The organism is Shewanella sp. H8 (genome assembly GCF_040285065.1).
Taxonomy (GTDB): domain Bacteria; phylum Pseudomonadota; class Gammaproteobacteria; order Enterobacterales; family Shewanellaceae; genus Shewanella; species Shewanella polaris.
Window position 1 is genome coordinate 1,080,626 of the sequence record NZ_CP157213.1, and the last position, 18,383, is coordinate 1,099,008.

Consider the following 18,383-nt stretch of genomic DNA (forward strand, 5'->3'; position numbering starts at 1 on the left):
TATTACTGTTTGATATAAGCAAAAAAAAGCGCATCCGAAGATACGCTAATTCACAAGTAAAAACTATTTTGATACAACTGTTAATCAAGCGTATCGATTAATCAAAGTAGTTCAAAATGCCTAACGCTGCATCTCGACCTTCTGCTATTGCAGTGACAACTAAGTCAGATCCTCGCACCATATCACCACCGGCAAACACTTTTGGATTAGTGGTTTGGAAAGGGTTGTCAGCAGCTTTATTAGCCTTAACTAATCCCCATTCATTGGTTTCGATGCCAAAATCACTAAACCAAGCAGCAGGGCTGGCTTGGAAACCAAAGGCTATAATTAGCGCATCGGTTGCTAATACTTGCTCACTACCAGGAATGATTTCGGCGCGTTGACGTCCACTGGCATCAGCTTCTCCCATTTGGGTTTCAACACATTCAATACCGACCACTTGGCCATTTTCAGATTTAATCGCCACAGGTTGACGATTAAATAAGAAATTAACGCCTTCTTCTTTGGCATTTTGTACTTCACGACGCGAACCTGGCATGTTGGCTTCATCACGACGATAAGCACATGTCACGCTTTTAGCTCCTTGACGTACAGCAGTGCGTAAACAATCCATCGCGGTATCTCCGCCTCCTAATACCACCACATCTTTACCTTCAAGGCTTAAATACGGTGTTGCATCGTCATGAGTGCCCATAATGTGATGGGTATTACCAATAAGATACGGCAGCGCTTGAATGACGCCTTGAGCTTCTTCATTAGGTAGTTTCGCTTTCATGGCAGTGTATGTGCCCATGCCAAGGAATACCGAATCATATTCATCTAACAGGCTCTGAAAACTAATATCTTTACCGACTGTGACACCCATTTTAAATTGAATGCCCATACCTTCAAGCACTGAGCGTCGAGTGGCCATGACCTCTTTATCCAGCTTAAATGAAGGAATACCATATGTTAGCAAGCCACCAATCTGAGGATATTTATCAAACACGACTGCTTGAACGCCATTGCGAGCCAGAATATCAGCACAACCAAGACCCGCGGGTCCCGCGCCAATAATTGCTACACGTTCTTTACGCGGCGTCACTTGAGTCATGTTTGGGCGCCAACCTTGCGAGATAGCAGTATCAGTAATGTATTTTTCAACATTACCAATGGTAACAGCACCAAAATCGTCGTTTAAGGTACAAGCGCCTTCGCATAAACGATCTTGTGGACACACTCGACCACAAATTTCTGGCAGAGTATTGGTTTCGTGTACCAAGTCTGCGGCTTCCATAATGCGGCCTTGCTCAGCCAACTTTAACCAGTTTGGAATGTAGTTATGCAGTGGGCATTTCCATTCGCAATACGGGTTTCCACAGTCAAGGCAGCGGTCGGCTTGCTCTTTGACTTCAGGTTGTGTAAACGGCTGATAAATTTCAATAAATTGTGTGGCACGTTTTTTTGCTTTAAGTTTTATAGGGTCTACTCGACCGACTTCGATAAACTGAAAGTCATTGCTCATAATGATTACCCTGCCTTTACAACTAATTCCGGACTCTTCTGCTCAATTTTAAGCAGGTCAGCAACGGCAATATTCTTTGGTTTAATTAATACAAAACAATCCAACCAGTTTTCAAAATCACTTAAAATCATGTGGGCATGTTCACTGCCAGTTTCAGCATGATGCGTTTCAATTAATTCTTTTAAGTGTTGTTGGTGGATTTTTGATTCTACTTTATGAGTATCAACCATTTCGGTATTAACTCGACGATTAAAGCGACCAAATTGGTCAAACACATAAGCAAATCCGCCTGTCATGCCTGCACCGAAGTTGACTCCTGTTTTACCTAGGATTACCACGATCCCGCTTGTCATGTATTCACAGCAATTATCGCCACTGCCTTCTACAACCGCGATGGCACCAGAGTTACGCACGGCGAAACGCTCGCCAGCTTGACCCGCTGCAAACAACTTGCCGCCAGTTGCACCGTATAAACAGGTATTACCCATAATGGCACTGCGTTCACTTTGGAAAGGGCTGCCAATAGGTGGGTGAATAACGATTTTACCGCCAGACATGCCTTTACCTACATAGTCATTGGCATCACCGCATAGCTTAAGCTCAAGGCCCGGGCTGTTCCACACGCCAAAACTCTGACCTGCACTGCCACTAAAGCCAAGGGTTAACGGCTGTTTTGCACCAGTCACACCCACTGTCGTAGCAATAAAGCCTGACAATGTCGCGCCTACCGAGCGATCAGTATTATTAATTTGATATTGATAGGAAAACGGTTCACCTGTTTCAACTGCTTCACGACAATCAGCTAATAGGGTTTGGTTCAATTGACCAACATCAGATGGTGGATTAGTTTCTTTCCAAGTTAGTGACGAGTTTGGTTGAACTTTAGGTTGGTATAAAATTGGCGCTAAATCTAAACCACGTTGCTTGTCAGTTTTACCCTCAATAGTATATAGCCAATCACTTCGTCCGACTAAGTCTTCGAACTGAGTTACGCCTAAAGCTGCCATCCATTCACGCACTTCTTGAGCAACAAACTCAAAGTAAGTCATTACTCGCTCAGGTAAGCCATGATAATGATTGTCACGTAAATTTTTGTCTTGGGTTGCGATACCCGTTGCACAGTTGTTTAGATGGCAAATACGTAAGTATTTACATCCTAATGCAATCATTGGCACAGTACCAAAACCAAAACTTTCGGCGCCAAGCAGTGCTGCCTTAATGACATCAGTACCAGTTTTTAAGCCACCGTCCACTTGCAGGCGAATTTTATGACGTAAGCCATTTTCTACTAGCGACTGATGCACTTCTGCTAAGCCAAGTTCCCATGGAGAACCTGCGTATTTTACTGAGGTTATCGGGCTAGCACCGGTGCCACCATCGTAACCAGAAATAGTGATCATATCGGCATAAGCTTTAGCCACACCCGTTGCAATGGTGCCTACTCCAGGTTCTGATACCAGTTTGACTGACACTAATGCTTTTGGATTGATTTGTTTTAAATCAAAAATAAGCTGAGCTAAATCTTCAATTGAATAAATATCATGGTGCGGTGGTGGTGAAATTAACGTAACACCAGGACGAGAATGGCGTAAACCGGCAATCTCAACACTGACTTTATGACCAGGTAATTGACCACCTTCGCCTGGTTTAGCACCTTGAGCCACTTTAATTTGTAGTACATCGGCGTTAACTAAATAGTGTGCAGTTACACCAAATCGGCCGGATGCAATTTGTTTAATAGCAGAATTACGCTCGCTATTGAAACGATTGGCATCTTCACCGCCTTCACCAGAGTTTGAGCGACCACCAAGACGATTCATTGCAACCGCTAAGGCTTCATGTGCTTCAGGGCTTAATGCGCCAATACTCATGGCTGCGCTGTCAAAGCGAGAGTAGAGCTTTTCAGCGGTTTCGACTGTGTCTAACTCAACAGCATCAAGCTGACCTTTGACGCCAATTAAATCGCGTAACGTGGCCACTGGGCGATCATCTACTAAGTGAGTAAACTTTTTATACTCAGCGTAGTTCTTATCTTTGAGTGATGCTTGAAGTGTGTTGACCACATCTGGGTTAAAGGCGTGATATTCCCCACCTTCAACATATTTCAATAATCCACCTTGAGGCAAGGGTAAATGAGCGCGATACGCAGCAGTATGAAGTGTTTTCTGATCTTCAGCGATATGCGTAAAGCTGGCGCCTTCAATACGACTTATCACGCCCTTAAAGCATAATTCAATCACATCACTGGCTAATCCTACCGCTTCAAATTGTTGGCTACAACGGTATGAACCGACAGTACTGATACCCATTTTTGACATGATTTTACGTAGACCTTTTTCAATGCCATAACGGAAGTTAAGCAATAATGAGGTCACATCTTCAACGTGATGCAGTTTTGCCATCGCAGAAATAGATTCATAAGCAAGGTAAGGGTAGATAGCAGTAGCACCAAATCCGATTAACACCGCAAAATGATGGGGATCGCGTGCCGATGCAGTTTCAACAATAATGTTGGTGTCGCAGCGTAAACTTTTATCCACTAAACGAGTTTGTACTGAGCCTACCGCCATCGCAGCGGGGATAACTTGAGCATTCTTCGCTACGGCTCGGTCTGACAATACTAACAATGTCGTGCCACTTCGCGCTAAGCGTTCAGCTTCATCGGTAATACGACGTATAGCCTGCTCTAAAGTTTCGTTGGCATCATAGTTTAAATCAACCGTATTGGCGCGATAGTTAGTACTATCTAATCCTAGTAATTGGTTAAAATCACTGAATAATAAAATGGGCGAATTAAACATTACACGATAAGCGTTACCAGTGGTTTCGCTAAACAGATTTTGTTCGCGACCGACACAAGTGGCCAATGACATTACGTGTTTTTCACGTAATGGGTCAATTGGCGGGTTGGTCACCTGAGCAAATTTTTGACGGAAGTAGTCATACAATGAACGGGACTTTTTCGACAATACCGCCATAGGCGTGTCATCACCCATTGAACCGATAGCTTCTTCACCTTTGCTGGCCAGCACCCAAATAACTTGCTCTAACTCTTCTCGAGTAAACCCAAATTGTTTTTGATATTGCAGCAGTGTTTTGCTATCAAAGCCACTTGAACCCAGTTTAGCGGGGGCCATTTGCTCTGCAGGGATTAAGGTTTGGCTGTTTTTAGCCATCCATTCTTTATAAGGATGACGACGCTTTAAGTCGTTATCAATTTCAAATGAATGATACAAACGACCGTTTAGGGTGTCTAAGACCAATAGTTCGCCTGGGCCAACACGACCTTTTTCAATCACTTCATCGGCGGCGTAATCCCAAATACCAACCTCAGACGCTAAGGTGAGGATACGATCCTTGGTTATAACGTAACGAGAAGGGCGTAGGCCGTTGCGATCAACCGCACAGGCAGCGTGACGACCATTAGTCATTACAATGCCAGCAGGGCCGTCCCACGGCTCCATGTGCATGGAGTTAAAGTCATAGAAGGCTTTTAACTCATCATCCATTTCTGGATTTGATTGCCAAGCTGGTGGAATAAGCAAACGCATCGCGCGATATAAATCCATTCCGCCAGATAACAGCATTTCGAGCATATTATCTAAAGAAGAGGAGTCTGAACCTGTTTCATTAACAAAAGGTGCCGCTTGTTGTAAATCCGGTAACAAAGGCGAATTAAACTTATAGGCACGCGCTCTTGCCCATTGACGGTTACCCGTTATGGTATTGATTTCACCGTTATGAGCGAGATAACGAAACGGTTGTGCTAATGGCCATTTTGGTGATGTGTTAGTTGAAAAGCGCTGATGAAATAAACAAATGGCACTTTTTAAACGTATGTCTGCTAAGTCGGTATAAAATGACGGCAGATCAGCTGGCATCATTAAGCCTTTATAGACAATGACTTGACCAGAAAGGCTGGCTACGTAAAAATCCTTGTCATCCGTTATTTGTTGCTCAAGACGTCGACGCGCCATATATAGACGACGTTCAAGATCTTTTTCACGCCATCCCACAGGCGCGTTGATCAATACTTGATAAATTTGTGGCAAACTTTTCCGGCCAACCTCACCCAATACATCAGGATTAATTGGCACTTTACGCCAGCCAGCAACACTCAGTGTTTCTCGTTGTAGTTCTTTTTCTAAAATAAACTTCGCTTCATCTGCGCGTTGTTCATCTTGGCTGAGAAACAGCATACCTACAGCAAACTTTCGGCTTAAATGCCAATCATTCTCTGCGGCAATAGCTTCAAAAAAATCTGTAGGCATTTGCATTAATAGACCACAGCCATCACCTGTGCGTCCGTCAGCTGCAATACCACCACGATGCTTCATTCGATCGAGACCATGAATCGCGGTACGCACGATGCGGTGACTAGCGTCACCATCCATTTGTGCAATTAAACCAAACCCGCAATTGTCACGCTCAAAACTGGGATGATACAAGCTCATACAAAAAACCCCCTAAACCTCTACTAGATATGACTCGGGGTAAATTTGAAGAATATCTATAGATATGCACCCGAACCATTCAAATTAAACCGAGAATGAACAAAGGTCAAACCAAAAAAATGCAACAAACTGAAATGTTAGTACTATTAAAACATAATAACCCAGTAGGTTTACGTTAACGTCAACTGTATAATTTAACCTATAACGTTATGAATAAAAAGAATTTTAGAAAACACGTAAACGCTTGGTTACTTTTTTTTAACAACAACATGGAATTGTTGTTGAAATAAAAATAATGAATTTTTTTACAAATACAGTGTTTGGGTAAAAAATTATTCTAAGTGACTAAGTATTCATTTTAACCATATGGGCGTGAGCCAAACTGTGTATAAGTATTTTTTGAGTTACTGCACAAGTTTATAGTCAAGTTGAATCGTTAGACTGTTTTATTGATTTAGCACCAAGACAGGTGCTTATCTGCTCATTACACTGGCAAACTTTTTTGTGATAATGGGAATAAATTTTGGGTTTAGACGATTACGTTAATACGTTTGGTGCGCATTGCAAACGTTTATATGGTCAACGGATTAAAAAATTAACCATAGATGCCCAATTTACCTGCCCGAATCGTGATGGCACGTTAGGAGTAGGCGGTTGTACCTTTTGTAATGTGGCCTCTTTTAGTGGACAACAAGACAGTGTTCAGCCTATTGCAATGCAATTAAGCGAAGGAAAAATTCGTGCGAATTCAGCCAAAAAACAAACCATACCCATAGACGTGGCCCCTACTCCAATTGCAAAGTATATTGCTTATTTTCAAGCATATACCAGTACTTACGACGAATATAAAGTCCTTAAGAGAAAGTACGACCAAGCTCTTGAAGATGCTGATATTGTTGGACTTCATATAGGCACTCGTCCTGACTGTGTGCCTAATGAAGTACTTGACTTACTGGTTGAATATCAACAAAGAGGCATTGAAGTGTGGCTAGAGCTGGGTTTGCAAACGTCCAATGATCACACGTTAAAGCGGATTAATCGTGGACACCAACTGGCAGAATATCGTCAGACAGTTAAAAATGCCCGTGCGCGAGGGATTAAAGTGTGTACTCATTTGATATTAGGCCTTCCAGGTGAGACTTCTGTTGACTACTTTAATAGTTTACAAACGGTATTGGGCATAGGGGTAGATGGATTGAAACTACATCCTTTACATATTGTAGACGGCAGTATTATGGCAAAGCAATGGCGATATAATCCTATGCCATTGATGAGTCTAGAAGAGTATGCATCAGAGGCCGCTAAACTCATTCGCCATACCCCAAAAGAGATTATCTTTCATCGTGTGACCGCTTATGCCAAAAAGCCAATGTTGCTTGCGCCTGATTGGTGTGCTTTTCGTTGGGATGGTCTTGTTGCTATTGTTAATGAGTTGCGTGATTTTGGTGGACAAGGTAGTGCGTTGGCATTAAGTCAAAGCAAAATTGCTTAATGCAGATTGGATTAAGTAATCGATCATTATTTGTCTGAGTATGTGTAAGGCAATATTTTTATTGAGTACAACAATTGATAACACTAAATGAGCGTGATTATTATTGCGACTAATTGAGTAAAAGATTACCAGTTTGGAGTGTTTTTAAACATTGGTGATACCATTTGAGTAGCTATGTTAATCAAATGTAACTTTTTATCATTAAATAGCGCTTATATATTAGCAAGTCTTGCATAGGGGATTTTACTCGGTATTATATTTGCAATTTTATAGAGTTAGATATTTTATAGAGGCGCCATTATGGTCACATCGCAGTTAGACTCAATATTGGATCTCAATACCCTTGAGCAATATATCAGTGCCATAGGTGCTGGGACGTTATTAAAAAGCGTAGTGTTATTCGAGCAGCTAATGCCTGAATATATCAGTAGCTTAGTCAAAGCTGGTGATGCGAATGATAAAGAAACCTTATGTGCAGAAGCTCATAAATTTAAAGGTGCTGCAGGATCTGTGGGCCTAAAACGCATTCAGCAATTTTCACAGTTATTACAACACGGTGAAGAAGCTCGATGGGAAAACGAGCATAAAGTATGGCTTGCTGAAATTGTTGAATATGCCGCACAGGATTTACAACAATTGAAAGCTTACTTAGAAGCGAGAGTTTAAGCTTAAGTAGCGTGGATAGCAGAATTGATGTTTTTATTATCTGTTAGTTTGTTGTGCTAGAACCTACAACCTAGAACCTAAAACCATTTTTTGAAATGCCTCTGACTAAAGAGGCATTTTTTATGGGTGTAAGTTGTGCTTTATACATTAGCATCTTGTTATTTCGCCAAATTTAATTCATTATTTGAATTAACGTAGATAAGGGCAATCGTTTATATGAAAAACCTTCCAAGCCTCAAAAACCTATACTATTTGGTTAATTTACATCAGGAGCAAAATTTCAATCGCGCCGCCAAGATGTGCTTTGTTAGCCAATCAACCCTTTCGAGCGGGATTCAAAATCTTGAAGAACAATTGGGTTATCAATTAATTGAACGTGACCATAAGTCGTTTATGTTTACGGCAATTGGTGAAGAAGTGGTCGAACGCGCTCGCAATATTCTGACGGACGTTGATGATTTAGTCGAATTGGTGAAAAACCAAGGCGAGCCGATGACAGGTGAAATTCGTTTAGGCTGTATTCCAACGATTGCGCCTTTTTTGCTTAGCCGTGTGGTCAAGTTATGCCAACAAGATTATCCCAAACTGAGTTTGTTATTAAAAGAAGATACGACTGAGCGGCTGTTGGATGCATTAGCGAAAGGAGAGTTAGACTTATTGATCTTAGCTTTGCCTGTTGATACAAGCGGTTTTCACAGTATGAAAGTGGGTATTGATCCATTTAAAATGGTTATGCATAAAGAGTTATCAGAGAGTATTGTTCAACCCATTGATTATCAGAAAATGCCTGATGAAAGTATTTTTTTACTTCAAGCTGAACACTGTATTACTGGGCATGCAATTACTGCGTGTCAACTCGGTGATAGTGCCAAAGTGAATCCGTTTGCCGCAACAAGCTTGCATACCTTAGTACAAATGGTAAACAGTAGACTGGGTACTACCTTTTTACCACAAATGGCAATTGACACTGGGATTTTACACGACACCGATTTGGTTGCTATAGACCCACCTGGTGAAGCGCCTTACCGTGATATTGGTTTAGTATGGCGTCAAACTACCAGTCGTATTTCGACTTTCAGAACGTTAGGTACAGCGATTCAAACAAAACTATTAACTCAGACGTTAGCTAAATAATGTAACCGTTTTGGGCTGGTTAGTGAGCAGGTTTAATCGGAGCAACACCATAGACTTCAGTAGGGTGTTGCTTACCTTTAAGGATAATAGGGCCTAAATCTGTTAGCTCGTATTGACTGTTTTGCTGTTCTAATCGATGAACAACATCACCAGATAACAGCATTCTTTGTCCGAGGGGATTACATTGGTCTTGGAGCCTTGCCAACGTATTGATGACATCACTAAAGAAACTAATTTCTTGTTTATGAACTCCCACTACCGCAGCTACCACTCGACCACAATGAGCTGCTGCTTTAAATTTTGGCACAAAACCATATTGTTGTTCAAAATACTGTCTTTGCCACTGCAGTTGCTGACAAAACTCAAAATAAATATTTAAGCAACGATCGTGTTTAATACCTTGTTCTAATGGCCAGTGGATTAATACCGCATCGCCCATATACCGATAAATTTCGGCTTCGTTATCTGTCACCGTGTCCGCCAGCATACTAAAGCTATCTTGGATTAAACGGCTAAAGCGATAATCGCCTAACGTTTCAGCATGTGCTGTTGATGACACCATATCAATAAACAAAAACAACTGTTGCTCGTAACGTGGTTTATGGTATTTACCAAGACCAATGTTGAGTAATACTTTAGGCCCTACTAATAGCGACATTTGTTCAATAAATGCCAAACTGACTCGAACCACAACGAGGTAAACCACTAATGCTTGGAATGATGGACTGTAAATAATTTCAACAGTGAGCATTTGTCGTAATGTGACCATGTGGTTATCAATGGCCCACATGTTTAAAAATTGCGTCACGTACGCCAATGTTGTTGCCCCGAGTAACAAGAACAACCCTTTAAACACAACGGAGAAAAGGTAGGGTAAGCGGCTGATGGCACTGAAATCAGCAATCAGATTTGACATCCAATGCAAGCTACCAAAAATGACTCCCATAAATACGGCTAGCATGGCTAAATCGCCATTACCAATTGCCCATTCTGGCAGTTGTGATGATTGTGAGTAACGAAAAAAAACGAAAGAAGCCATTGCTACACACCAGGCAAAAATAGCGAACAATAATTTTTGTGTTTGACGGCGTGCTTTCACGGGGAAGGTGGTTGCCCAAATGATGGAGTGTATTAAGGAGGCTAGTGTATAGAAGAATTGTTCAAATGTGATAGTTTATTTGTGATTTAGATCCATAGAAGAGTGTAAAAATGTGCACAAACGCAAATTTTTAATCTTGTTAACGTTGCGTGAACTCATAATTGATCCCTATTATGAAAATTCATTGGTTAAAATTTGCTGAGTAAAATCAATTTTTAAATAAAAACCACGTGGATTAGATAACTGTATGCTGCCATCTTCTGAAATACTTTCGGTTAGCACTTTACTATTTGCCGCCTTAGGACGTAATTGCAATACCTCACCTTGACGAGCGGTAATTTTATCAACCTGACCGAGGACAATGAGCTCCATTATTTCTTCCCAATCTTGTTGTAATTGCTTGGCCTGTTGCGCCGTGGGTTGCCATAAAATAGGGGTGCCAACGCGACGTTCTCCCACTGGTATACTCCGTTCTCCTTCAACTGGCACCCATAGTACACGCTGTAGTTTGTGGTAAACCACACTGTTTTCCCACGTCATACCTTGAATGTTTATCAGTGGTGCGACTGTGACATAAGTTGTTTCGAGTGGCTTGCCTTTGTGGTCAATAGGAATTGTTTTGAGCTCAACACCCAAATGTAGAAAGTCTTGCTCAGGTTTTGATCCTGCAAGTGCTCCTAATTCAGATTCGATCAATTGCCCGATCCAACCTTTATCACGCCGTAAGTCAGTAGGGACCATGATGTTATTATCGGAAGCAATGTCAGCTAAACGAATACCTGCCATATTGTGGGCTCGTTCCATTAACTCGTTGAGACTTAAGGGCGATGATTTTGCCATGAATGTGTATTTGCCTTTAAAAAAGATATGAGTGGTCGATCAAACTCGTCAAGCTATGCTATCAAGTAATATTCATCGATAACAAGTTTCGTTATTCATTTGGCGTTGGTTGAAAAAACACCGCATCCCCGCCGTTTGAAATTGCTTGATTGAATTTTTGTTTAATTACATGTTTTTAAATGGATTTTTACATTGCTCCTGTTTTGTTTATATAGTTGTCCCAAGTTACACTCACTTTCCCCTACATTTTGCACATAGTTATCCACAGTTTTAATGGATAACTATAATAAAATTTGCCTTTAACTGATTAAAAACACCAAGTCAACGCAATAAAATGGCTTTTTGGTGGGTTTAATTTAAAAAAAGTCTTGTTATTTGTGTATAACTTAAATTGCTTAATCAATGATTTGTTATCTAAAATTTTATTGGTTGATTTTTAATCAATGCGATCGATCCGTTATTCATTATGTTTAAGTTATTATTTAACTTATTGTTTATTAAGGTTTGTTTTGATTTTATTATTGCTTGTAGAAAAAAGTATCTTGTTGATTTTTGCCTTGTAATCAAGCTTTACCAAAGTTTCGAACAGAGATATCCACAGATTTTGTGGATAATCTATGATACAAAATTATTCACTTGTTGATAATTTTGATTTATTAACATTGTTATTCAATTATTCTCAGTAAATAGAGGTTTGCTGATAGGCATGCTTTGTGAAACAATCAGACGATATAAAATTTAGTAATTTTTGGAGTCCATGTGATTGATAGCGACGGCTTTCGCGCAAATGTGGGCATCATTATCTGTAATAAATTTGGGCAGGTTATGTGGGCCAGACGTTTTGGTCAACATTCATGGCAGTTTCCACAAGGTGGGTTAGATGATGGCGAATCTGCGGAAGAAGCTATGTATCGAGAACTCTACGAAGAAGTGGGGCTTAGACCTGAGCATGTTCAGATTTTAACGTCCACACGTTCTTGGTTACGTTATCGTTTACCTAAGCGTTTGGTTCGCCAAGAAAGCAAACCTGTTTGCATTGGCCAAAAACAGAAATGGTTTTTACTACAATTAAAAGGTCACGAAAATAGCATTAACCTCAATTCGTCCGGACATCCCGAGTTTGATGATTGGCGTTGGGTGAGTTATTGGTATCCTGTTCGTCAGGTAGTGTCTTTTAAACGCGATGTATATAGAAAGGTAATGAAAGAGTTCGCATCGACGACATTAGCGCTGCAAACGCGCGAATTTAGTAAGAAACGAGGCAAACAACGGAGTTAACTGATTTCAAAGAGGATTGAAACAGTGTTAAATATGCTCAGGGATATCACTCAAGCTGTTGCAAGATCCAACAGCCTTGAGAGTGCATTAAATATTTTAGTTTCACAAACTCGATTAGCGATGGCTACCCATTGCTGTTCTATTTATATCCTTGAGCAGCAACATTTAGTATTGTCGGCCACAGAAGGGCTTAAAAAGTCTGCAGTTGGTCGTGTCAGTATGCCATTATCTCAAGGTTTGGTGGGCTTAGTGGCAGAACGGGAAGAAGCCATTAACCTTGCCGATGCTCGTCTTCATCCTCGTTTTAAATTATTCCCCGAAGCTGCAGAAGAAGAATATCGTGCATTTTTAGCTGTGCCGATCATTTTTCAAAAACAAGTCGTTGGTGTCATTGTTGTTCAACAGCCTGAATCCCGTCAGTTCAGTGAAAATGAAGAAGCCTTCCTAATGACTCTAGCCGCTCAACTCGCAGTGGTTGTGCGCAGCTTGAAACACAAAGCGGCCGTTACAAATGTGCAACAGCAAGTGGTTTTCAGTGGTGTGAAAGCCTCCAGTGGTATTGCTATTGCTCATGGCCTGGTTTTAGGTGGTGTTATTTCACTGGAGCAAGCTGAGGTAATCTGTACTGATATAGATGTTGAAACTCAACGCTTAAAATTAGCTGTGAATCGTTGTAAAGACATGTTGTCTTCAATCTCACAACGTTTTGAACGTGAAAAATCTGCAGATGTTGCCTCTATTTTTACCGCATTTCAATTATTGTTGGATGAATCTAGTCTTGGTGGTGAATACATCAGAGAAGTGGCTTTAGGTTGGCAGGCTGAGTCCGCGGTAAGCCGAGTGTCATTACGTTATATCGAACAGTTTTTGGCAATGGAAGACCCTTATCTAAAGGAACGTGCCAGTGATATTCGCGAATTGGGGCAAAAACTACTTCGCCAACTGATAGAACCTGGCCGGTTAGAGTTAGAGCCTGAAAAACCTATTATTTTAGTCGCAAAAGAAGTGGATGCCACTTTATTGGCTGAGTTTCCTCGACAAAAGTTGGCTGGTATTGTCACGGAACGTGGCGGGGTTAATGCCCATGCGGCTATTTTAGCGCGAGCTTTGGGTGTGCCTGCAATTATTGGTGTTGATAATGTTCTATCAATAGACATCGATCAAAAACTTTTGGTGTTGAATGCGAATCGTGGCCAGTTGCTGGTGTCACCATCGCCAGCAGTAATTGAAGAATATCAATTATTGATTGATGCTGATGTTGAAAAACAAAAGCAATTTTCTGCAGAGTTGAGTTTACCCTCTATAACCACAGATGGTCAGCGGATACATTTATACCTCAATGCTGGACTGCTTAGTGGTATAGCCTCTGAAATTGCTGAAGGTGCTGATGGTATTGGTTTATATCGAACCGAAATTCCTTTTATGTTGCACCAACGTTTTCCGAGCGAAAGTGAGCAAATTGATGTATATCGACAAGTATTAAGTGCGGCAGGTGATAGGCCTGTTGTTATGCGTACTTTGGATGTAGGCGGTGATAAACCGCTGCCGTATTTTCCGATTAAAGAAGATAATCCGTTTTTAGGTTGGCGCGGCATACGTTTATCCCTGGACCATCCCGAATTATTTCTAGTGCAATTACGCGCGATGTTACAAGCTGCTGGTAATGGTAATCAATTGCAAATTTTACTGCCAATGGTAAGTAATCTTGATGAAATAGATCAAACATTAAAATATTTAGAACAAGCATTTTCAGAACTAAAAAAAGAATTAAATGTTATTTTAGTTAGGCCTAAAATTGGGGTAATGCTCGAAGTGCCAGCATTATTGTATCAGTTGCAAGATGTGGCTAAACGAGTCGATTTTGTATCGGTGGGGAGTAATGATTTAACCCAATATTTATTGGCTGTCGATCGAAATAACCCTAGTGTGAGTTCGTTATTTGATAGCTATCACCCTGGTATTTTACGTGCGCTTAAACGAGCCGTCGACGAATGTAAACTGTATGACTTAGATGTCAGTGTTTGTGGTGAACTTGCTGGTGAGCCTTATGGTGCGTTACTACTTGTGGCAATGGGCTATAACAAACTCAGCATGAACCAAGGTAGTTTGGCCAGAATCAACTTTTTACTTAGACGAGTATCGAAGCAACAATTGACTGAGTTATTGAGCTCTATTTTACAGCAGTCAAATGGTGACCAAGTTCGAGGATTATTAGCACACTTTTTACGGTCACATAATTTGTTAGAGTTAATTAATGTAGATTAACAATACAATTGAATCTTTGGTGATAACTCCTGGCGCTGTTTCACTATGGTTTATTTCAGTAAAATGCCATATAAGGATGTCATCGTGGATAGTTTGTTACAAGTCTTTGTCATTTGCCTCTTATTAGGTTCAGTGGTGGGTTTTTTAGCTGGATTGTTGGGTATTGGCGGCGGTTTAATTATTGTACCAGCATTATTATACATTTTACCTTCAGTGGGCATTGACTCGTCACAAATCACTCAGGTTGCAATTGCTACATCATTGGCGTCAATTATTTTAACTTCTATGTCTTCGGCAAGTGCTCATCATAAACGCGGCAATATTCCTTGGAAGTTGTTTAAGCCTATTTTCCCAGGGATTGTTATAGGTTCATTGGCATCGGCATTTGTGTCTGAACAAATCGCATCAGATGATTTACAACAGGCGTTTGCGATTTTTGTAGTGTTGATGGCTTTCCAAATGGCGTTTCCGTTTAAGGTTAAAACGGGTGGCAGCATGCCCAGTTTTGGCGTCTTGTTTCTCGTCTCTTCAGCCATAGCGTTAATAGCTGGCTTAATGGGGATTGGTGGTGGTGTATTACTGGTGCCATTCCTGTGCTATTGCGGATTACAAATGCGCCAAGCAGTGGGGTTTTCATCGGCAACGGGGATGCTTATCGCGGTCTCTGGTACGGTAGGCTATATTATTGCTGGTTATGATGTGCCGAATTTACCGGAGGGATCGGTTGGGTTTATTTACTTACCGGCCTTAATTGGAATTATTATTAGTTCAATGTTGTGCGCGCCAATCGGTGTAAAAGCTGCCAGTACTTGGCCTACACCCATATTGAAAAAAATCTTTGCAGGTTTACTTGTCGTAGTCGGGGTCAAATTACTATTGAGTTAACTCTAATTGGTTATAAAAACATCTTTGTTCAACTACTTGAACAAAGATGTTGGGTTAATGAATTACACAGCGAAAGGGTATTTAATCGGATCGTGATGTTGATAATCTTCAACACTAAAGTCATTTAAGGTAACCCAGGTTTCGATGTCTTTTAGGGTTTTAATCTTTGGATTGATGATTAACTTGGGCGATGCAAAGGGTTCACGTACTAGCTGAATATCCCGCATTGGTTCAAGTTGGTCTTCGTAAATATGAGCATTGACTATTTTATGGTACGCCTTACCCGGTTTATGGCCAGTAATTTGGGCCATTAATGCAAGCAATACATATACTTGTACCATGTTAAAGTTTAACCCCAGCGGAACATCACAACTGCGCTGTGTGCTATTGAGGTACAAGGTATCTCCAAGCAGCGAAAAATGGTGTTCGTACATACAAGGACGTAAGCAACCAAGGTCAAACGCACCTGGGTGATAAAACGTTAAAATCTCACCGCGGTTATCAATACCGTTACTGAGATTATCGACAATTTGTTGCAATAAATCGACATGGCCACCATCGGGTTTTGGAAATGCACGTCCTAATGCGCCATAAATAAGCCCCATATCGTCCGGCCCTTTGCGGTTTGGGTTATCTAGCCAGGCTTGGTTTTCATTGGCATTGGCATCCCACGTTTTAGTGCCTAATGCCCTAAAATCAGCAGCATTTTGATAGCCACGTAAATAACCCAGCACTTCTGCAATGGCAGATTTCCAAAAGCTTTTACGCGTGGTGACGAGTGGAAATCGATTGTTGGCAACGTCATAAACTAAATCGGCATTAATGACAGTTAGGCACTTTTTGTTTGTTCGTGCATTATTAACCCATTCGCCTTCATCGACAATACGCTGGCACAAATCTAGATATTGTTTCATCTGTTTAATCCTTTTTACTTTTATAGATTATACCCAAACGATGATTAATTTACACCGCCTAATCTGTACGTTATGGCTTAATCTACGCTATGTTTAACAATGTCAGCATGACTGGAATAAAAATATAAAGTAGTCTTGTAGAAATTTGATACCTCGGAAATACCGAGTTAATATCAAGAAACAATCGATTATTATTGTTTCAATGATTCAGATAGACTTAGGTTACTGTTTTTTAGGAGTGTTATATGGAACGTGCAATTAAAAACTTCTTAAGCCAAGAGTCTGCGGGCGGTATTTTATTAATCGTTGCCGTCGCATTGGCGATGATTTTAGCCAATTCACCGTTAGCGGGTGTATATCAAGATTTCTTAAGCACAGAAGTGCAGGTTAGAGTAGGTGATCTTGATATCGATAAACCGCTTTTACTGTGGATCAATGATGGCTTGATGGCATTATTCTTTTTATTAATCGGTTTAGAAGTAAAGCGCGAATTACTTGAAGGTGCGCTGTCGAGCGTAGCTAAGGCATCATTGCCCAGTTTTGCTGCAATTGGTGGTATGGTATTTCCGGCATTATTCTACTTAGCATTTAATTACTCAAACCCAGAAACTCAGATCGGCTGGGCCATCCCTGCAGCTACTGATATCGCCTTTGCGCTAGGTATTATGGCACTGCTCGGTAGTCGTGTGCCCGTTGCGTTAAAAGTGTTTTTGTTAGCTCTGGCGATTATTGACGATCTAGGAGTCATTGTCATTATTGCTCTGTTTTACAGCACTGATTTATCTATGCTTAGTTTGGTTATTGCCGCGGTATCAATCGTGCTGATGGTCGCACTGAACAGGAAAGGAGTCAGTTCAATCTTGCCTTACGGTTTACTTGGTTTTGTTTTGTGGGTTGCAGTATTGAAGTCTGGAGTACATGCGACATTGGCCGGAGTGATTATCGCATTTTGTATTCCACTTAGAGCAAAAGATGGTTCTTCACCGTCGGAGCACTTAGAACATAAGCTACACCCGTGGAGTGCCTTTATGATCCTGCCGGTATTTGCGTTTGCGAATGCAGGTTTGTCATTAACCAATATGTCATTTGATACATTTGCTGAACCTATCACCCTGGGTATTATCATGGGTCTGTTGTTAGGTAAGCCTATTGGAGTGCTGCTATTTAGTTATTTAGCTGTAAAACTGAAGCTAGCTGAATTACCACCAGGCATTGGCTGGAGGCATATCATACCGGTTGCTGTTATGTGTGGTATTGGCTTTACCATGTCGGTGTTTATTGCTTCGTTAGCATTTGAAAACTCACCCGCTGCATTTGGTGATTATGCAAGACTAGGTATTTTAACAGGATCGTTATTTGCGGCTGTGATTGGTTACTTTTGGTTAGCCAAGGTACTGCCTGAAAATGGAGTAAAATCATGAAATTGAATAAATTAACCTTTGGAATACTACTGACCAGTTTTGTTATTCCTGTATCGGCTGAATCATTTAATGTTTGTCTCGAATCATCTGATTCCCCTACTTGCCAAAGTTATCTAGAAGGTGTGGTAGATGGTGCATTAATGTATCGGGATGATTTGGCAAAGAAAAGAATTGATCCTAACGATTACGAGTCAAGAGCACTAAAATACCGAGCTGGAAAACGTTATCAAACGGCGAATTTGAATTATTGTTCTAGTCATATACCGGTGAAATCTGAAATTGTATCAGCACTCACAGAGCAGGTATCGTTAAACAATGTCAAGAACAGTGATGAGCTTGAGTCAGTGATCACTAGTTTAATGGATTGCCGCTTGAGTAGATAATCAGGTTATTTATTAACGCAGCCGTTTGGCTGCGTTTTTTATGGTTAA

The 18,383-nt window shown here is 40.9% G+C and carries 13 protein-coding genes; 8 read left to right on the forward strand and 5 right to left on the reverse strand.

Annotated elements, in window-relative coordinates; all coding sequences use genetic code 11:
- Nucleotides 1–97: 97 nt before the first annotated feature.
- Nucleotides 98–1,504, reverse strand: a complete 1,407-nt coding sequence (locus ABIS04_RS04735) for an FAD-dependent oxidoreductase (protein WP_140233581.1) — start codon at nucleotides 1,502–1,504, stop codon at nucleotides 98–100.
- Nucleotides 1,505–1,509: 5 nt separating this feature from the next.
- Complete coding sequence (gltB, locus tag ABIS04_RS04740; RefSeq protein ID WP_140233582.1) at nucleotides 1,510–5,958, reverse strand: glutamate synthase large subunit; 4,449 nt, start codon at nucleotides 5,956–5,958, stop codon at nucleotides 1,510–1,512.
- A 523-nt stretch (nucleotides 5,959–6,481) separates the two neighbouring features.
- On the opposite strand from gltB, the gene ABIS04_RS04745 reads away from it, so the two are divergent.
- From ABIS04_RS04745 to oxyR, 3 genes are all read left to right on the forward strand, one after another.
- Nucleotides 6,482–7,450, forward strand: a complete 969-nt coding sequence (locus tag ABIS04_RS04745; RefSeq protein ID WP_350432765.1) for a TIGR01212 family radical SAM protein — start codon at nucleotides 6,482–6,484, stop codon at nucleotides 7,448–7,450.
- Between the two features lie 300 nt (nucleotides 7,451–7,750).
- The gene (locus ABIS04_RS04750; protein WP_140233584.1) at nucleotides 7,751–8,116 is read left to right on the forward strand and encodes an Hpt domain-containing protein; all 366 of its coding nucleotides are present in this window, start codon (nucleotides 7,751–7,753) and stop codon (nucleotides 8,114–8,116) included.
- Between the two features lie 216 nt (nucleotides 8,117–8,332).
- Nucleotides 8,333–9,250 carry a hydrogen peroxide-inducible genes transcriptional activator OxyR gene (gene oxyR, locus ABIS04_RS04755; RefSeq protein ID WP_140233585.1) on the forward strand — a complete coding sequence of 306 codons (918 nt, stop codon included), beginning with the start codon at nucleotides 8,333–8,335 and terminating at the stop codon, nucleotides 9,248–9,250.
- A 19-nt stretch (nucleotides 9,251–9,269) separates the two neighbouring features.
- Here oxyR and ABIS04_RS04760 read toward each other — a convergent pair whose 3' ends face one another.
- A complete protein-coding gene (locus ABIS04_RS04760) occupies nucleotides 9,270–10,289 on the reverse strand; it encodes an adenylate/guanylate cyclase domain-containing protein (protein ID WP_240778446.1) in 1,020 nt (339 codons plus the stop codon).
- Nucleotides 10,290–10,520: 231 nt separating this feature from the next.
- Nucleotides 10,521–11,189, reverse strand: a complete 669-nt coding sequence (mutH, locus tag ABIS04_RS04765) for a DNA mismatch repair endonuclease MutH (protein ID WP_350432766.1) — start codon at nucleotides 11,187–11,189, stop codon at nucleotides 10,521–10,523.
- Nucleotides 11,190–11,948: 759 nt separating this feature from the next.
- On the opposite strand from mutH, the gene rppH reads away from it, so the two are divergent.
- From rppH to ABIS04_RS04780, 3 genes are all read left to right on the forward strand, one after another.
- On the forward strand, nucleotides 11,949–12,467 hold the full coding sequence (rppH, locus tag ABIS04_RS04770) for an RNA pyrophosphohydrolase (RefSeq protein WP_137222347.1): 519 nt from the start codon (nucleotides 11,949–11,951) through the stop codon (nucleotides 12,465–12,467).
- A 24-nt stretch (nucleotides 12,468–12,491) separates the two neighbouring features.
- Nucleotides 12,492–14,732, forward strand: a complete 2,241-nt coding sequence (ptsP, locus tag ABIS04_RS04775; protein WP_140233587.1) for a phosphoenolpyruvate--protein phosphotransferase — start codon at nucleotides 12,492–12,494, stop codon at nucleotides 14,730–14,732.
- 84 nt (nucleotides 14,733–14,816) lie between these two features.
- A complete protein-coding gene (locus tag ABIS04_RS04780; RefSeq protein ID WP_350432767.1) occupies nucleotides 14,817–15,617 on the forward strand; it encodes a sulfite exporter TauE/SafE family protein in 801 nt (266 codons plus the stop codon).
- A 62-nt stretch (nucleotides 15,618–15,679) separates the two neighbouring features.
- On the opposite strand, the gene ABIS04_RS04785 is transcribed toward ABIS04_RS04780, so the two are convergent.
- Entirely contained in the window at nucleotides 15,680–16,531 is an 852-nt protein-coding gene (locus ABIS04_RS04785) for a thymidylate synthase (RefSeq protein ID WP_350432768.1), read from the reverse strand.
- A 245-nt stretch (nucleotides 16,532–16,776) separates the two neighbouring features.
- Between ABIS04_RS04785 and nhaA the strand changes: the two genes are divergently transcribed.
- Together nhaA and ABIS04_RS04795 are read left to right on the forward strand one after the other, a co-directional pair.
- Nucleotides 16,777–17,952: a Na+/H+ antiporter NhaA gene (nhaA, locus tag ABIS04_RS04790; protein WP_137222339.1), complete on the forward strand. Its 1,176-nt coding sequence runs from the start codon at nucleotides 16,777–16,779 to the stop codon at nucleotides 17,950–17,952.
- The gene (locus ABIS04_RS04795; protein ID WP_140233591.1) at nucleotides 17,949–18,335 is read left to right on the forward strand and encodes a hypothetical protein; all 387 of its coding nucleotides are present in this window, start codon (nucleotides 17,949–17,951) and stop codon (nucleotides 18,333–18,335) included. Before nhaA ends, ABIS04_RS04795 begins: the two co-directional genes overlap by 4 nt.
- Nucleotides 18,336–18,383 lie beyond the last annotated feature (48 nt).